The 16,489-nt window shown below is 64.3% G+C and carries 12 protein-coding genes; 7 read left to right on the top strand and 5 right to left on the bottom strand.

Going from position 1 to position 16,489, the window contains the following annotated elements; translation table 11 throughout:
* Window positions 1–97 precede the first annotated feature (97 nt).
* From K7G82_RS17610 to K7G82_RS17590, 5 genes are all read left to right on the top strand, one after another.
* A complete protein-coding gene (locus K7G82_RS17610) occupies window positions 98–991 on the top strand; it encodes an ABC transporter ATP-binding protein (RefSeq protein ID WP_222991213.1) in 894 nt (297 codons plus the stop codon).
* A gap of 11 nt (window positions 992–1,002) precedes the next feature.
* Window positions 1,003–4,608, top strand: coding sequence for an ABC transporter permease/M1 family aminopeptidase (locus K7G82_RS17605; protein ID WP_222991212.1), 3,606 nt, complete (start codon window positions 1,003–1,005; stop codon window positions 4,606–4,608).
* Between the two features lie 81 nt (window positions 4,609–4,689).
* The gene (locus K7G82_RS17600; RefSeq protein ID WP_246623648.1) at window positions 4,690–6,735 is read left to right on the top strand and encodes a M13 family metallopeptidase; all 2,046 of its coding nucleotides are present in this window, start codon (window positions 4,690–4,692) and stop codon (window positions 6,733–6,735) included.
* A gap of 1 nt (window position 6,736) precedes the next feature.
* Complete coding sequence (locus K7G82_RS17595; protein ID WP_222991211.1) at window positions 6,737–7,729, top strand: dipeptidase; 993 nt, start codon at window positions 6,737–6,739, stop codon at window positions 7,727–7,729.
* A 90-nt stretch (window positions 7,730–7,819) separates the two neighbouring features.
* Window positions 7,820–9,352 (top strand): M20/M25/M40 family metallo-hydrolase, encoded by a 1,533-nt coding sequence (locus tag K7G82_RS17590; RefSeq protein ID WP_222991210.1) that lies wholly within the window; start codon window positions 7,820–7,822, stop codon window positions 9,350–9,352.
* A gap of 48 nt (window positions 9,353–9,400) precedes the next feature.
* Here the strand turns inward: K7G82_RS17590 and K7G82_RS17585 are convergent, their stop codons facing one another.
* The 3 genes from K7G82_RS17585 to K7G82_RS17575 form a co-directional block, all read right to left on the bottom strand.
* Window positions 9,401–10,528, bottom strand: coding sequence for a dipeptidase (locus tag K7G82_RS17585; RefSeq protein WP_246623647.1), 1,128 nt, complete (start codon window positions 10,526–10,528; stop codon window positions 9,401–9,403).
* An 86-nt stretch (window positions 10,529–10,614) separates the two neighbouring features.
* On the bottom strand, window positions 10,615–11,394 hold the full coding sequence (locus K7G82_RS17580) for an SDR family NAD(P)-dependent oxidoreductase (protein ID WP_222991208.1): 780 nt from the start codon (window positions 11,392–11,394) through the stop codon (window positions 10,615–10,617).
* A 2-nt stretch (window positions 11,395–11,396) separates the two neighbouring features.
* The gene (locus K7G82_RS17575; RefSeq protein ID WP_222991207.1) at window positions 11,397–12,623 is read right to left on the bottom strand and encodes a glycine C-acetyltransferase; all 1,227 of its coding nucleotides are present in this window, start codon (window positions 12,621–12,623) and stop codon (window positions 11,397–11,399) included.
* A 310-nt stretch (window positions 12,624–12,933) separates the two neighbouring features.
* On the opposite strand from K7G82_RS17575, the gene K7G82_RS17570 reads away from it, so the two are divergent.
* A complete protein-coding gene (locus K7G82_RS17570) occupies window positions 12,934–13,719 on the top strand; it encodes a phytanoyl-CoA dioxygenase family protein (protein WP_222991206.1) in 786 nt (261 codons plus the stop codon).
* Window positions 13,720–13,799: 80 nt separating this feature from the next.
* Window positions 13,800–15,122, top strand: a complete 1,323-nt coding sequence (locus tag K7G82_RS17565) for a serine hydroxymethyltransferase (protein WP_222991205.1) — start codon at window positions 13,800–13,802, stop codon at window positions 15,120–15,122.
* An 88-nt stretch (window positions 15,123–15,210) separates the two neighbouring features.
* Here K7G82_RS17565 and K7G82_RS17560 read toward each other — a convergent pair whose 3' ends face one another.
* Both K7G82_RS17560 and K7G82_RS17555 read right to left on the bottom strand, forming a co-directional pair.
* The gene (locus tag K7G82_RS17560; protein ID WP_222991204.1) at window positions 15,211–15,396 is read right to left on the bottom strand and encodes a hypothetical protein; all 186 of its coding nucleotides are present in this window, start codon (window positions 15,394–15,396) and stop codon (window positions 15,211–15,213) included.
* A 6-nt stretch (window positions 15,397–15,402) separates the two neighbouring features.
* Window positions 15,403–16,314 carry a LysR substrate-binding domain-containing protein gene (locus tag K7G82_RS17555; protein ID WP_222991203.1) on the bottom strand — a complete coding sequence of 304 codons (912 nt, stop codon included), beginning with the start codon at window positions 16,312–16,314 and terminating at the stop codon, window positions 15,403–15,405.
* Window positions 16,315–16,489: the final 175 nt, after the last annotated feature.

The following is a 16,489-nucleotide window of genomic DNA, read 5'->3' as shown; positions in this document are numbered from 1 at the left end:
AAATTGGTTGGTAACCGACCATATCGGTCGGTAATCCGATTGGCGGATCCGTGCGCCCTCGTCAACCCGGTTACGCATGTTTTTAAGGAGATAAGCCTTGTTGGAGCTGAATGGTGTCGAGCACGTCTATCCCAACGGGACACGGGCTCTGAACGGTGTCACGATATCGATCGGCAAGGGCATGTTCGGGCTGCTGGGTCCCAACGGCGCGGGCAAGTCGTCGCTGATGCGAACGATCGCCACGCTTCAGACGCCGACTGCGGGCTCGATTCGCTTCGGCGATATCGACGTGCTGGCCGAACCCACCCGGCTACGCTCCACGCTCGGCTATCTGCCGCAGGATTTCGGCGTCTATCCGCGCGTCTCGGCCTATGACCTGCTCGACCATATGGTGTCGCTGAAGGGAATCGCCAACAAGGCCGACCGCAAGGCGACGGTCGAGACCTTGCTCAACCAGACCAATCTCTGGACCCATCGCAACAAGGCGGTCGCGGGCTATTCCGGCGGCATGCGCCAGCGCTTCGGCATCGCCCAGGCGCTGATCGGCAATCCCCAACTGATCATCGTCGACGAGCCGACCGCGGGCCTCGATCCCGAGGAGCGCAACCGCTTCTACAATCTGCTCGTCGAGATCGGCCAGAATGTCGTCGTCATCCTCTCCACCCACATCGTCGAGGACGTCGCCGATCTCTGCCCCAGCATGGCGGTGCTCGCCGCCGGCCGCATCCAGCTGGAGGGCGCGCCCGCCGATCTGATCCGGCGCAGCCGCGGCACCATCTGGGCCAAGACCATCGAGCGTGACCGTCTCGAAGAGGTGAAGACGGGTTACGAGGTGATCTCCACCCGCCTGCTCTCGGGCAGCACGATCGTGCATATCCTCTCCGAAAAGGATCCCGGCAACGGCTTCACGCAGGTCGATGGCGGGCTGGAGGATGTCTATCTTTCCACGCTGGTCCGATCGCGTCGCCCGGCCGCGCCTCTCGCCGCATAAAGGACCGCCCGATGTTCTCGACGATCGCGCGCTTCGAGGCGCGTTACCAGCTGCGCAACCCGGTCTTCTGGGCTGCGACCATCCTCTTCTTCCTGCTGACCTTCGGGTGGACGACCGTGGAGTCGATCCGCCCCGTCAGCGGCAACACCTACACCAACTCGCCCGTCGGCATCGCACAGGTGATGCTGACCATGTCGATGTTCTTCATGTTCGTGACGACCGCGTTCGTCGGCAACGTGGTGGTGCGCGACGACGAGACCGGCTTCGGCCAGATCATCCGATCGACCAAGGTCGGCAAGCTGCCTTATCTGTTCGGCCGCTTCACCGGCGCCTTTCTGGGGGCTGCGGTCGCGTTTCTGGCGGTGCCGTTCGCGATCTGGCTCGGCACCTTCATGCCATGGGTCAATCCCGAACTGGTCGGGCCGAACCGGCTGGGCGATTATGTCTTCACCTATTTCGTGATCGCGCTGCCGAACCTGCTGATCACCTCGGCGATCTTCTTCGCGGTGGCCTGCTGGACGCGGTCGGTCACCTATAGCTACCTCACCGTCATCGTCTTCATGTTCGCCTATTTCACGCTGTCGGCGATGCTGCGGAAACTGCCGGACCTGTCGCTGGCTTCCTATTTCGAGCCGTTCGGTTCGGTCGCCTATAGCCTCGGTGTCCGCTATCTCACGCCGATCCAGCAGAATACCCAGTCGCTCGAACTCACCGGGACCTTGCTCGGCCACCGGCTGGTGTGGATCGCGATTTCGGTCGCCATCGTCGCCTTTGCGGCTGCGCGCTTCCGCTTCGCCGACCGTGGTATCTCGAAGGGCAAGTACAAGCGGCAGGCAGCCGAGGCACAGAAGCTCGCCGCCGTGCAGCCGCTGCTGGTCGATCGCCTGCCCGATACCAGCCCGGAAGGTGCCGCTTGGCATCAGCTCGTCACGCGCACGCTTCTCGAGATGAAGCTGGTGTTCAAGAGCCCGGCCTTCTGGGTGCTGGCGCTGGTCGGCTCGATCAACCTGTTCCTGACGCTCAGCCTGGCCGGCCGCATGTACGACGTGCCGATCTGGCCGCGCACCTATGCGATCATCGACACCGTGCGCGGTGCGTCGCTGCTGATCACCTTGTTGATGGCGATCTATTTCTCCGGCGAGGTTGTGTGGCGCGAGCGCGAGAAGCGCTTCGGCGACATCATCGACTCGACGCCCATTCCCAACTGGATCTTCCTCGTTTCGAAGCTGGCCGGCGTGGTCGGCGTGCTGGTCGCGCTCAGCGTCTTCGTTGTGATGATCCAGGCGGTCGGCTATCAGCTGGCGCGCGGCGTCGTCGATGTCGAGCTCGGCCAGTGGCTGTCGTGGTTCGTCATCCCCAGCACGCTTTATGTCGTCCATCTCTCGGTGCTGGCGATCGTGCTTCAGGCGATCAGCCCGAACAAGTTCGTCGGCTGGGGGCTGATGCTGATCTATCTGGTGTCGACCACGGTCTTCGCCGGGCTTGGCCTCGATCACCCGCTGATCAACTATGCCGAAGCGCCGATGGCGCTCTCGGAGATGAACGGCGACGATTACATGGCGGCCAGCGCCTGGTGGCTGCGCGCCTACTGGACGGCGTTCGCGCTGATCCTGGTGGTGATCGGCCATCTGATGTGGCGTCGCGGCGGTGCCACCACGCTTGGCGCACAGTGGCGCACGCTGCCGCTGCGCCTGCGCGGCACGCCTCTGGCGCTGCTATCGGTCTCGGTGCTGGCCACCGCGGTCATCGGCGGGTTCCTGTTCTACAACATGAACGTGCTCAACACGCGTCCGGACAAGGACAAGATGGAAGCCGATCAGGCGCAGTACGAGAAGGACTACGCCAAATATCTCGACCTGCCCGAACCGGTGCTGAAGGACATCAAGCTCAACGTCGACCTGCGTCCGTCGCAGCGCTGGGTGCAGTTCGACGGCCAGTATCGTTTCGTCAACGAGACCGACAAGCCTATCGAACTGCTCCACGTCCGCATGAACGTGCCGGGCTGGATGACGAAGGTGGAGTCGATCGCCGTTCCCGGCGCGAAGCTGGAGAAGGACGACGTCGATAATCTTCACAAGATCTACCGGTTCGAAACGCCGTTGCAGCCGGGCGCAAGCGGCACGCTCACCTTCCGCACGGTGATGCAGCAGCGCGGAATCAAGTCGCTGCCGACCAACAAGCAATATTGGGAAATCGACGTTCAGCCGGCGAAGAACGGTGCCTATCTCACCAATCTTGGCTTCGCGCCGGCGCTGGGCATGAGCCGCGGCAATTTCCTGCAGGGCAACACGCTGCGCAAGAAATACGGCCTTGCGCCCGAAACCCCGACGCCGTCGCTCGACGACAAGCGTGCGGTGATGCGCAGCTATGCCGGTGTGGATCGGGTCAACACCGATATCACGGTCTCGACCGACGCCGATCAGACGCTGGTCGTGACCGGACAGGAAGTGTCGAACACGGTGGTGGGCAACCGCCGCACCGCGCGGTTCGTCTCGCCGATCCCGACGCTGAACTTCATCACGATCCAGTCGGGCCGCTATGCCGTCAAGTCGATCGACGTCGATGGCGTGAAGCTGAGCGTCTACTACCACCCGAAGCACCCGATGAACGTCGACCGCATGCTCGGCGTGGTGAAGGACTCGCTCCAATATTATCAGAAGAACTGGGGGCCCTATCAGTACAAATATTTCCGCGTGATCGAGCGCCCGGACTATGCGGGCACCGCGAACTCGGCGCCGGGCACGGTGGGCTATTCGGAACGGTTCGGCTTCACCGGCGACTTCCGCAATCCGAAGAATGTGGACTATCTCGCCTTCGTCACCGCGCATGAGTACGGCCATCAATACTGGTTCCACCAGGTGATGCCGGGCGATGTCGAGGGCGCGGAGGTGCTCACCGAGACCCCGTCGCAATTTGGCGGGATCATGGTGATGAAGAAGCGCTACGGCCATGACGGGATGCGCCGCTTCCTGCAATATGAGCAGAGCGACTATCTGTCGGGCCGCCGCGCCGAAAAGGCGGAGGAGCGCCCGCTCGCGCTGGTGAAGAAGCAGGGTTACATCCACTATTACAAGGGTTCGGTGGTGATGTACCTGCTCCAGGACCGCCTGGGCGAGGACCGCGTGAACGGCGTGCTGCGCAGCATCGTCGAAAAATACCGCTTCCAGCCGCCGCCGTTCGCGCGCTCGGTGGATCTGGTGAACGGCCTGCTCGGCATCGCCCGCAACGATCAGGAGCGGGAGCTGATCAGGGATCTGTTCTACCGCATCACGCTCTACGATCTGCGCGTGAAGACGGCGGTCGTCCGCAAGCTGACCAATGGCCAGTATGAGACGACGGTCACCGTGCATGGCGGCAAGGCCTATGCGGACGGCAAGGGCAACGAGAAGGCGGCGGCGCTGAACGAGCCGATCGATGTCGGCGTGTTCACCGCCAACCCCGCCGATCTCGCCTTCGGCAGCGGCAATGTGCTCTCGATGAAGCGGGTTCCGATCCGCTCGGGCGAGCAGCAGGTGAAGATCGTGACGAAGGGCAAGCCGCTCTACGCCGGGGTCGATCCGTACCTCACCTATATCGACCGCAACCATAACGACAATGTGGTCTCCGTGACCCAGTGATGCGTGGGCGGGCTGCCGGGTCCGGTTTCATCCGGACCCGGCAGGATGCCGCCACCGGTCCGTTCAGCCTGAGAGGTTTCCATGCGCCGCCTGTTTACGTCCGTCTTCCTCATCGGCACCGCCATGGCCGGCTTCGCACAGCTCGGCGCGCAGGATACGCCGCAACCAGCCGCGCCGGCGAAGCCCGCGCCCGAGATCGGCGCATTCGGCTTCGACGAGAACGGCATGGACAAGTCGGTCAAGCCCGGTGACGATTTCTACGCCTATGCGGGCGGCGGCTGGGTGAAGAACACGCCGATGCCCGCCGACAAGGCGATGTACGGATCATATCTCGTCATGCGCGACCTCACGAGCGAGCGGCTGCGCGGCATCATCGAGGGAACGCAGGGCGATCCGGCGAGCAAGCTCGGCCGCGCCTATGCCGCCTATATGGATACCGCGAAGATCGAGTCGCTGGGCATGAAGCCGGTCCAGCCGTGGCTTGCCCGGATCAAGGGGTTGAACGACCGCAGGGGCTATTCGGCGCTGGTTGCGGAATCGATGCGGATGGGCATCAGCGGCCCCTATTTCCCATGGGTATGGCCCGATGACCGGCAGCCCGAGCGCATGATCCTGAGCATCTGGCAGGATGGCACGGGCATGCCCGATCGCGACATGTATCTGTCTGACAAGCCGGCGTTCGCCAAGATGCGCGAGGCTTATCTCGCACATCTCGCGCGCGTGCTGGCGCTTGCCGGCGAAAGCGATGTCGAGGCTCGAGCCAGGGCAGTGATGGCGATGGAAACCGAGATCGCCAAGGTTCAATGGACGCGCGTGGACGCGAACGACGTCACGAAGACCTATAACAAGTTCACGCTTGCGCAGACCGCGCAATTCTCCACGCCGACGCTCGATATGCCGACGGTGATCAAGGCGGCCGTTCCCAATGCCGGCGAACTGATCGTCAGTCACCCGAGCGCGATGATCGGCATTGCCCGGATCATGGACGAGGCGCCGATCGAGGTGCTGCGCGATCAGATGATGGTGCGCAGCCTGATGAGCCTGGCGCCGGCCTTGCCGGACGCGGTCGAGGCCGAGCGCTTCGCCTTTTACGACAAGGTCGTGAACGGCACGCCGGAGCGCGAGCCGCGCTGGCGGAAAGGTACGGCGCTGGTCAACGGCATGCTGCGCGACGAGGTCGCCCAGCTTTATGTCCGGCGTTATTTCCCGCCCGAATACAAGGCGTCGATGACCAGCCTCGCCAACAATCTGCTGGCGGTGATGGGCGATCGCATCGGCCGGCTCGACTGGATGCAGCCGGTCACCAAGGCCAAGGCGCAGCAGAAGCTGAAGGGCTTCGTGGTCAGGGTGGGCTATCCCGACGCGTTCCGCGACTATGCCGCGCTGGACGTGAAGGAGGGCGATCTTTTCGGCAATGTCATCCGGGCGAACCGTTTCGAGTTCGCCTGGTCGGTCGGCCGCCTCGACAGGCCGACGCAGCGCTCCGACTGGTATTATTCTCCGCAGACGGTCAACGCCAATGCCAGCTGGAACCGGCTCGAAATCACGTTCCCGGCCGCGTTCCTGCAGGCGCCCTCCTTTGATCCCAAAGCCGACCCGGCCGTGAATTACGGCGCGATCGGCGCCATTGCCGGGCACGAGATCAGCCACCACTTCGATGACAACGGCTCCAAGTTCAATGAAAAGGGCCTGCTTCAGAGCTGGTGGACGCCGGAGGATCTCAAGGCGTTCGAGGCGGCGAGCAAGGCGTTGATCGCGCAATATGACGCGTATCAGCCATTGCCCGGCGAACATATGAGCGGCCGGCTGACGCTCGGCGAGAATATCGGCGATCTCGCCGGCCTCACCATCGCCTATGACGCCTATCAGCGCTCGCTGGGCGGCAAGCCCGCGCCGGTGATCAACGGTTATACTGGCGATCAGCGTTTCTTCCTCGGCTGGGCGCAATTCTGGCGCGTGAAGCAGCGCGAGGAGCATCTCCGCCAGCAGCTGCTCACCGACACCCATTCGCCCGCGACCCAGCGCGCCTGGGTCGTGCGCAATCTCGACGCCTGGTACAAGGCGTTCGACGTCAAGCCCGGCGACAAGCTCTATCTCGAACCGTCCAAGCGCGTCAGGATCTGGTAGCGTGCAGACGTTCAGGACGCCACTCTCGGAAATCCTGCCGGGCGTGCTCGTCTGGGACAATCACGCCTGCCTGCCGCTGCGGCCGGATGACGGGCGCTTCCTGCCGCAACTGGAGCGGATGCGCGCGACCGGCGTGACCGTCGTCACCATCAACGCGGCGTTCGGCACGTTCGGCGCCGACCATGCAGATGCCATGCTCGATAGTGTCCGGAACTGGGTCGCGGAGCATCCCGATACGCTGATGCTGGTGAAGACGGCCGCCGATCTGGATGGCGCGAAGGCGAGCGGCCGGCTCGGCATCTGCTTCGATCTCGAAAGCATGACTGCGCTGGACGGGGATGTCGGCAGAGTCGGGCATTTCTACGCGCGCGGCGTACGCTGGATGCTGGGCACCTACAACACCGCCAACGCCGCCGGGGGCGGCTGCATGGAGGCGGATGAAGGGTTGACCGATTTCGGCCGCGACGTGATCGCCGAGATGAACCGGGTCGGCATGGTCGTGTGTGGCAGCCATTGCGGCTACCGCACCGCGCGCGAGATGATCGACGCCTCGGCGACGCCCGTGATCTTCTCGCATTCCAACGCGCGCGCGGTGTACGATCATCCACGCAATATTCCCGACGATCTGATCCGCGCCTGCGCGGCGCGGGGCGGGGTGATCGGCATCAACGGCTTCGGCCCGTTCCTTGGCGACAACGATGCCGGCACCGCGTCCTATGTCGCGCATGTCGAGCACATGATCGATCTGGTGGGTGACGATCATGTCGGCATCGCGCTCGACTATGTCTTCGATATCGACGAGCTGAACGACTATATCTCGGCCGATCCGGCAACCTTCCCGCCGGACATGTTTCCGCTCGGCGCCGAAATGGTCGAGCCCGAACGGTTGCCGGACATCGCCCGGTTCATGCTTGATCGGGGGCATGGCCGCGAGACGCTGGGCAAGCTCTTCGGCGGCAATCACCGGCGCATCGCCGAAACCGTCTGGAGATAGAAGAGCTAAGCCTAAGCCTTAGGCTTTACGCGTTGCGCTCGCCTCGCCGGGGCGAGAGAAAAGACGATAATCTTTACGGGGAACAGCCGCATGACACGCAGCACCATCGATCAGTTCAACCGCCGCGATCTGATCCGCGGCGCGGCCATGTTGGGGGCGGGGGCCGCGCTGGCGAGCCCGTTCGGCGCATTCGCGCAGAAGGGCGGCTTCGATGACGTGCGCAAGGCGGCGGAGGCGGGCAAGGAGGCCTCGGTCAAGCGCATCCGTGACTGGGTGGCGCTGGACTCGATCGCCGCCGAAAACAGGAACATGCCCGAAGGCGCGGCCTATATGGCCGAACTGATCAAGGATGCGGGCTTCTCCGGCGTGCAGATCGTGCCCACCAAGGGGCATCCCGGCGTGTTCGGTACGCTCGACGCCGGCGCGAAGCGGACGCTTGGGCTCTATTTCATGTATGACGTGAAGCAGTATGACGCCGCCGAATGGACGTCGCCGCCGCTGGACTGCCGGATGGTCGATCGCAAGGGGCTTGGCTCCGTGATGATCGGACGCGGCACCGCGAACCACAAGGGGCCGGAGGCGACCTTCCTCGCCGCGCTTCACGCCATTCGGGCCGCCGGGCGCAAGCTGCCCGTGAATCTCGTCTTCCTCGCGGAGGGTGAGGAAGAGATCGGTTCGCCGAACTTCCGCCAACTCGCGACCACGCCGAATGTGTTGGCGGGGCTCAAGCGTTGCGAGGGTATCATGATGCCCACTGCCATGGCGGATCTGGAGGGCAACGCCACGATCGAGCTTGGCGCCAAGGGCATCATCGAGCTGGAGCTGGTCGCCAGCGGCGAGAAATGGGGGCGCGGTCCGCGCAAGGATGTGCATTCCAGCCTGAAGGCCGCGCTCGACTCTCCGGCCTGGCGGCTCGTTCAGGCGCTCCAGACATTGGTGTCGCCCGATGGAAACACGCCTGTGATCGACGGCTGGTTCGAGAATGTCCGCCCGCTCACCGATCGCGAAAAGGCACTGATCCGCGAGGCGACCAGGCATTCGAGCGAGGCGCAGCTCAAGGAGGCGCTCAGCTTCACCCATTGGATCGACAATCTCTCCTATGAGGATGCGATGATCCGCCTGATGCAGGAGCCCACCGTCAATATCGAGGGGCTCGTCGCGGGCTATACGGGGCCGGGCGGCAAGACGATCCTGCCGGGTCGCGCGGTCGCGAAGCTCGATCTGCGGCTCGTGCCGAACCAGACGCGCACGGAGGCCGTCGGCAAGCTGCGCGCGCATCTCGACAAGCGCGGCTTCAACGATGTCGAGCTCAACGTCAGCGGCGGCTACGACCCGACGGAAACCAGCGAAACCAGCTCGCTCACCCGCGCCGAAGTGGCGACTTACCGCAAGCTGGGCGTGCGTCCCAATCTTACCCCGCGCCTGGCCGGCAGCTGGCCGGGCGGCACCTTCACCCAGCCGCCGGTCTCGGTGCCGGTCGGCCGCTTCGGCCTGGGTTATGGCGGCGCGGCGCACGCGCCCGACGAATTCTATTTGATCGACTCGGTCAATCCCAAGGTGGCCGGCCTGGTGGACGCCACCATGGCGCACGTGGAATTCCTCCACATGCTCGTGTCGACCTGATCACGAGCGATGTCGAGGCAGATGGACTCATCTGCCTCGACAATCGCCTCAGCCGCCCCAGGTCGCGGTGAGCAGCCGGGCGAAATTGCCGCCCAGGACCGCCTTGATATTGTCCTTGGAATAGCGGCGGCGCAGCAGCTCCTCGGTCAGGTCGTACACCCGGCGCGGATGGTCGAAGCCGTCGGTGTCGATCTTGTCGCGCCACAGATATTTGGGGCCGGTGATCTCCTTCATCGATTTGCGCAGCTCGGCGGGCATGTCGTCATAGCCGTGCATGTCGAGGTCGCTGCCCAGCCCGACATGGTCGATGCCGATCAGCTTCACCGCATAGTCGAAATGGTCGACCAGCTGCGTGATCGTGGTCGGCTCCGTGCTGCTGACGAAGTTGCGGACGCCCGCGATGCCCATCACGCCGCCCTTGGCCGCGCAGGCCTTGATCGCCTCGTCGGTCTTGAGCCGGGGATGGTTGGTGAGCGAACGGCAGTTGCTGTGGGTGATCGCGATCGGCTTGCTGGAGGCGGCGATGGCGTCGAGCGTGGTGCGGTCGCCGCAATGCGACACGTCCACCAGCATTCCCACCTTGTGCATCTCTTCGATGATCACCGCCCCATAATCGGTCAGGCCGCCATCGACCCGCTCGGTCGATCCCGATCCGAGGCGGTTCTGGCTGTTATAGGTGAGCTGGGAGACGCGCTGGCCGACATTGTAGAAGGTCTGAACATCCTCCTTCTTCTGGAAATGGTCGGCATTCTGCACCCCGATGATCACCGCCACCTTGCCGTCGCGCTTGGCGCGCAGGATGTCGGCCATCTTGCTCACGCCGGTCAGCACATGGCTGTTCACCGCGATATAGTGCGTCCACATCATGTAGAAGGTCAGCACCATGTCGCGCGCGTCGGGGCCGCCGATGCCATTGGCATGGTGCATGGCGGTGATGCCGCTGGAACGGAATTCCGCCGCCAGCTTCTCGGTCATCGGCTCGGGCTGCTCGGCGATCTTGAGCGGATGGAGCATGTCGATCACGAGCGATTCGTTGACGAGGTCGACCACCTGCTTGGGATAGGCGCGCGGCGGATAGGCCGAAGTCTGGGCCTGCACTGGCCGGCTGATATACGGCGCGGCCACCGCCGCCGCCAGCGTGGCGCCCACCATTTGCCGGCGTGAGAAATCGGTCATCATGCGTCTCCCTTTGGTGGCGCCGTAATGGGTGACCATGCCGGCGCGAGACAACGCAATAAAGCTGGGGGCGAGCGCCAGATGTCCTAAGTGTCGTTCGGTTTGTTGAGCAGGCCTGCGGCCAGAAATCCGCCATCCACCGCCAGGATATGCCCCGTCACATAGCTGGCCCCCGGGCTCGCCAGATAGAGCGCGGCGTGGGCCACCTCTTCGGGGGTGCCGTAGCGGTCCATCGGGACTGCGCGGCGATAGTTCTTGCGCGTCTCGGGCGAGTGCATCCGTTGCACCAGTTCGGTCTCGATCGCCCCGGGGGCGAGCGCGTTCACCGTCACGCCCTGCTCGGCCAGCTCCACCGCAAGCACCTGCGTCAGATTGATCACGCCGCTCTTCGCCGCGCCATAGGCCGCGCGCGCGGTCCCGCCTCGCATCCCCGCGGTGGAGGAGAGCAGGACGATCCTGCCATAGCCCTTCGCGGCCATCACCCGCCCCGCGGCGCGCATGCAGTAGAAGCTGCCGCTCAGATCGATGTCGATGATCCGCCGCCATTCCTCGTCGGTGGTGTCGAGGAAGCGCCGCTCCACACCGACTCCCGCGCTGTGGACGAGCACATCCAGCGCGCCGAACGTCTCGACGGTCCGGTCGATCATGGCCTGCACCTGCGCGGAATCCGTCACGTCCACGTCGATCGCAAGGGCCTCGCAGCCCATCGTGCGGAGATGCTCCACCTCGTGCGCAGTGGCCTCGCTGTTGCGGTCGGCCACCGCGACCTTGGCGCCCGCCGCGGCAAAGGCGCGCGCGATCGCGCGCCCGAGCCCGCTCGCGCCGCCGGTCACCAGCGCCGCCTGTCCCGTGAAATCGTCCGCCATGGTCATCGACTCCCGTTTGCAGCCATCGTGTCGCGAACTGTCACGAACGTCTCGATGGCACGTGTGATCTGGTCGGGGCTGTGCTTCGCGCAGAGCTGCACGCGGATCCGTGCCTTGCCCTTGGGCACCACCGGATAGGAGAAGCCGGTGACGTAGATACCTGCCTCCAGCAGCAGCGCCGCCATTTCCTGCGCGGCCCGATCGTCGCCCAGCAGCACGGGGATGATCGGCGTCTCGCCTAGTGCAAGGTCGAAGCCCGCCGCCGCCATGCCCTCGCGGAACTGCTTGCGGTTCGCGGCGAGTTGCTGGCGCAGCGCATCGCCTTCGCCCGATCGCGCGATGCGGATCGCCTCCAGCGCCGCGCCGCACGTCGCGGGCGAAAGGCTGTTGGAAAACAGATAGGGTCGCGCGCGCTGGCGCAGCAGGGCGATCACTTCGCGCGCCGCGCAGATGAAGCCGCCCAGGCCGCCGCCCAGCGTCTTGCCGAAGGTGCCGGTGAGGATGTCGATCCGGCCGTCCACGCCGTGCAACGCGGGCGTCCCGCGCCCCTCCGGCCCGAGATGCCCGGTGGCGTGGCAGTCGTCGACCATCACCAGCGCGCCATAGCGGGCGGCAAGCGCGGTGATCGTCGGCAGGTTGGCGATATGGCCGTCCATCGAGAACACGCCGTCGGTTGCGATCACGATCGTGCGCGCGCCATCGGCGCGGGCGGCCTTCAGCTGCCGCTCCAGATCCGCCATGTCGCTGGTTGCGAAGCGGTAGCGCTTCGCCTTGCTCAGCCTTATGCCGTCGATGATCGAGGCATGGTTGAGCGTGTCGGACACGATCGCGTCCTGTTCCTCGAACAGCGGCTCGAACACCGCGCCGTTCGCATCGAAACATGCGGCGAACAGGATCGCGTCATCGAAGCCGAGATAGCTGGCGAGCGCGGCTTCCAGTTCCTTGTGGACGCCCTGGGTGCCGCAGATGAAGCGCGCCGCCGCCGCGCCCGAGCCCCAGCTTCGCATGGCTTCCGCCGCTGCGGCCACGACCCGCGGATCGGAGGCGAGCCCGAGATAGTTGTTCGCGCAGAAATTGATCGCATCCGCGGTGCTGCCGTCCTTGCGGGCGACGGTGATCTCCGGGCCCTGAGCGGAGAGCAGCACCCGTTCCGGCTTGGTCAGCCCGGCCGCCTCGATGCCGGCCAGCGCCTCGCGTACACGATCGATAAACTGGGTCTCGCCGGTCATTCGCGTCACTCGTCGCTAGAGAGAAAAACTGCGGCTGTGGTATGGTTTGCCATGCTGAAAACCAGATGCCGTAACGGTGGATGCTGCTTTCTGTGATAGAATGGCTATAGTCTCGACTGTGCCAATTCAAGGAAATTTCACAGCGGCCGGATTCCAGAAGGCCTAGAAATACTGACTCATCACCCCAAGATTTCTGGTTTGATGCCGGCTGCGGATTTTAGGAAAGGAGGCGGGTGATTGCAGCCGGCGCCGCGGACCGCGAACCGGCATCAGCGAAGAAAATGGTCGGAACGGCCGGCAGGAGCAGAACATGAAACTTTCGCAGGAGCGCATCGAGGAATTTCAGCAGAATGGATTCCTCATTCTTCCCGAGCTGTTCTCGGCCGAGGAGGTTGCGCAGATCCGCGCCGCGGCAGACCGCGTGTTCGCGCAGGACGTTCCCACCAACATCCGCGAGAAGAAGAGCGATGTCGTCCGCATGGCGACCGGTCTTCACCTGCGCGACGAAATCTTCGCCAGGGTCGTGCGTCATCCGCGCCTGATCGAGCCCGCGCAGCAGCTCCGCGGCGAAGATCTCTACGTCCAGCAGGCCAAGATCAATGTGAAGGCCGCGTTCGACGGCGAACAGTGGCAGTGGCATCAGGATTTCTCGACGCACCATCACGAGGATGGCGTGCCCGAGCCGCTCGCTCTCAACCTCCACATCTTCCTGGACGATGTGAACGAGTTCAACGGCCCGCTCTATTTCTTCAAGGGTTCGCAGAAGTTCGGCCATCTCGGCACCTGGCACGACACCGTCTCGACCAGCTGGCCGCTCTGGGTGATCGAGGAGAAGGACGTCCGCAGGGTTTCCGAAAATTGCGATCTCCAGTCGATCACCGGCAAGGCCGGCACCGCGCTGATCTTCGGTGACTGCATGCTGCACGGTTCGCCGCCCAACATGTCGCCGTGGAACCGCAGCATCTTCTCGATGATCGCGAACCCGGTCACCAATGCCCTGACCAAGACCGACCGGGCCGATCACCAGCATCACCGCGATCTGACGCCGATCCGTCCGCTCGCCGACAATTGCCTGCTGGACCAGATCGCCGCCTGATTTCGGCGGGTTTCGCAAAACGACCTGGCGGATGCGGCACTTCGCGGCGCCGCATCCGCGCCCTCATTCAAGGATAGATGATGACGATGCTGGCACGGCGCCCCTGGGTTGGGGAGGGGAGTGAAAATCTCGTTCAGTCGGTCGCGGCGTCGATCGCGGGCAGCAGCGTCGATCAGGTCGATGCGCGCCTCGTCGAGCTGATCGAGGAAAACCGTCAGATCCATGACGTCGGCTGCATCAATCTCAATCCCGCGACCAACACGATGAACCCGCGCGCGGAGCAACTGCTCGCCAGCGGCATCGGTACGCGCCCGTCGCTCGGTTATCCCGGCGACAAATATGAAATGGGTCTCGAAGCGATCGAGCAGATCGAGATCCTCGCCGCCGAACTGACCGCTGAAGTGTTCGGCGCGCGCTATGCGGAAATCCGCGTCAATTCGGGCGCGATGGCCAATCTCTATGCCTTCATGGCCACCTGCAAGCCCGGCGATGCCATCATCGCGCCGCCCGGCTCGATCGGCGGCCACGTCACCCATCACGCGCCGGGCGCGGCCGGCCTCTACGGCCTGAACGTCCATAGCGCCCCGGTCGATGCCGACAATTATACGGTCGACGTCGCCGCACTGGCGGAGCTTGCCCGTCAGGTGAAACCCAAGCTCATCACCATCGGCGGCAGCGTCAACCTGTGGCGGCATCCGATCCGCGAGATCCGCGCCATCGCGGACGAGGTGGGCGCCTATGTGTTGTTCGACGCCGCGCATATCTGCGGCATGATCGTCGGCCACGAGTGGCAGCAGCCGCTCGAGGAAGGTGCGCACCTGCTCGGCTGCAGCGCTTATAAGAGCCTCGGCGGACCGCCTTCGGGCCTGCTGGTGACCAACGACGCCGCGCTGGCCGAGCGGATCGAGGCGATCGCCTATCCCGGCCTCACCGCCAACTTCGATGCCGCCAAGACCGCCTCGCTCGCGCTCGCGCTGCTCGACTGGAAGGCTTACGGGCCCGCTTATGCCAAGGAAATGCGCGAGAGCGCGCAGGCGCTGGCGCGCAGCCTGGACGAGCGCGGCATTCCCGTGTTCGGCAAGGCGCGGGGCTTCACGGAGTCGCAGCAGCTCGTCATCGAGGCCGCCTCTTTCGGCGGCGGCCACGCTGCGGCCAAGAAGCTGCGCCAGGCCAATATCCTCACCTCGGGCATCGGCCTGCCGATCGATCCGGTCGAAGGTGATTTCAACGGCCTCCGTCTCGGTACACCCGAGATCGTCCGCTGGGGCATGACCGCGGCCGACATGCCCGAACTCGCAGATCTGATCGTGGCGGGCCTGACCGGTAACGACGCCGCGGCGACCGCCGAACGCGCCACCGCGTTCCGCAAGCGCTTCGATACGCTGCACTTCGTTCGCGATTGAACCTCCCAGCGCCGTGAACCCGAATACGGGCACGGCGTCGGGCAAGGCCGTCGCTCACTGGGGCATGGCGTGATCCGCCAGAAGCGGATCACGCCATGCCCACGCTTTCGTCCTGTCGCGATTTTGGAGCATCGGAAAAGCGGGAGCCGGTTTTCCGTAAAAACGATGCGATCACAAATATCTGGAGCGGACTTCCCGATTCAGGATTTGCGCAGTCCGCTCCAGCTTCACTGGCCTGCGGTTCGAGCCGTTCGATGATTTCTTCGAACTGCAAATCGCTCTATTCGTTCAATTCTGCTTGCGCCTGGCCGGGCTGGGCCTGTTCGACCAGCCAGTTGGCGAAGTTCTGCGCCGCGTCCGACAGCGGCGTGGCGGACTTGGTCAGCAGATAGAACTGGTTGCTCGAGGTCACACGGCGTTCCGAGAGCGCGACCAGCCGTCCATCGGCGAGCAGATCGCCCACCAGCGACGTATGGCCCATCATGAAGCCGCGCCCCTGCAGCGTGGCCTCCACCGTCATCGAATAAAGCGAGAAGGTCTGCGTGTTGAGCGTGGGCGGCGCGGTCTGGCCGGTGCGGCCGAGCCAGTCGGTGAAATCATGCTGCCAGTAGAGATCGACCATCAGCGGCGCGCCCACCGGCAGGCCGCGCTCGTCCACTTCCGCGCTCTCCATCAGCCTGGGGCTGGCCACCGGCACGATCTCGTCGAAGAACAATTCGGTCTGATCGAGGCCGGCGAAGGGCGGGCGGCCCCAGCGGATGGCGATGTCGAAATTCGAGGTGCGCAGGTCGATGATCGCAGGATCGGCCCAGATCTCGACATTCGCGCCGGTATCCAGCGTATGGAAATGCTCCATCTTGGGGCCGAGCCAGAGCTGCGCGAGCGCGGGCAGGATCGTGATCCGCACGGTCTTGTTGCTGCCGCTGGAGGTCACTTCGCGCGTTGCCGCGATGATCTGCTCCAGTGCGGGCGCAAGGCGCTGGGCATAGCGTTTGCCCGCTTCGGTCAGCTTCACGCCACGGGGATAGCGTTCGAACAGGTCGATCTGCAGGAAGGATTCCAGCGCCTTGATCCGCTGGCTCACCGCACCGGGCGTGACGCCCAGTCGCAGGGCCGCCAGCGCGAAGCTTTCGGTCGCGGCGGTTTCGGTGAACACGCGCAGCCAGTCGAGATTCGGCGTCTCTCGCAACATTAGGACATCTGTTCCTCAGGCCTAAGAATAGTGGTTTGCGGACCCCCGAAAATTCTGGAGGAACTGGCGGGACAAGAACGACTATAAATTGATGTGACACCGGGACAAGCCGGGATCGCGCTTCCGCGAAGGGATGTTGCGCTCTGCCGTCTGCGTGCGTCCGCCAAGCCACATC

This window comes from Sphingomonas colocasiae (genome assembly GCF_019880585.1).
Taxonomy (GTDB): domain Bacteria; phylum Pseudomonadota; class Alphaproteobacteria; order Sphingomonadales; family Sphingomonadaceae; genus Sphingobium_A; species Sphingobium_A colocasiae.
Note: the sequence above shows the minus strand (reverse complement) of the source record. Positions and strands in the feature narration are given on the sequence as shown.

Bases quoted from the DNA above. Each gene is read 5' to 3' on its own strand.
- K7G82_RS17605 (WP_222991212.1), top strand. From the start codon at position 1,003: ATGTTCTCGACGATCGCGCGCTTCGAGGCGCGTTACCAGCTGCGCAAC.
- K7G82_RS17600 (WP_246623648.1), top strand. From the start codon at position 4,690: ATGCGCCGCCTGTTTACGTCCGTCTTCCTCATCGGCACCGCCATGGCC.
- K7G82_RS17590 (WP_222991210.1), top strand. From the start codon at position 7,820: ATGACACGCAGCACCATCGATCAGTTCAACCGCCGCGATCTGATCCGC.
- K7G82_RS17585 (WP_246623647.1), bottom strand. From the start codon at position 10,528: ATGACCGATTTCTCACGCCGGCAAATGGTGGGCGCCACGCTGGCGGCG.
- K7G82_RS17580 (WP_222991208.1), bottom strand. From the start codon at position 11,394: ATGGCGGACGATTTCACGGGACAGGCGGCGCTGGTGACCGGCGGCGCG.
- K7G82_RS17575 (WP_222991207.1), bottom strand. From the start codon at position 12,623: ATGACCGGCGAGACCCAGTTTATCGATCGTGTACGCGAGGCGCTGGCC.
- K7G82_RS17570 (WP_222991206.1), top strand. From the start codon at position 12,934: ATGAAACTTTCGCAGGAGCGCATCGAGGAATTTCAGCAGAATGGATTC.
- K7G82_RS17565 (WP_222991205.1), top strand. From the start codon at position 13,800: ATGACGATGCTGGCACGGCGCCCCTGGGTTGGGGAGGGGAGTGAAAAT.
- K7G82_RS17555 (WP_222991203.1), bottom strand. From the start codon at position 16,314: ATGTTGCGAGAGACGCCGAATCTCGACTGGCTGCGCGTGTTCACCGAA.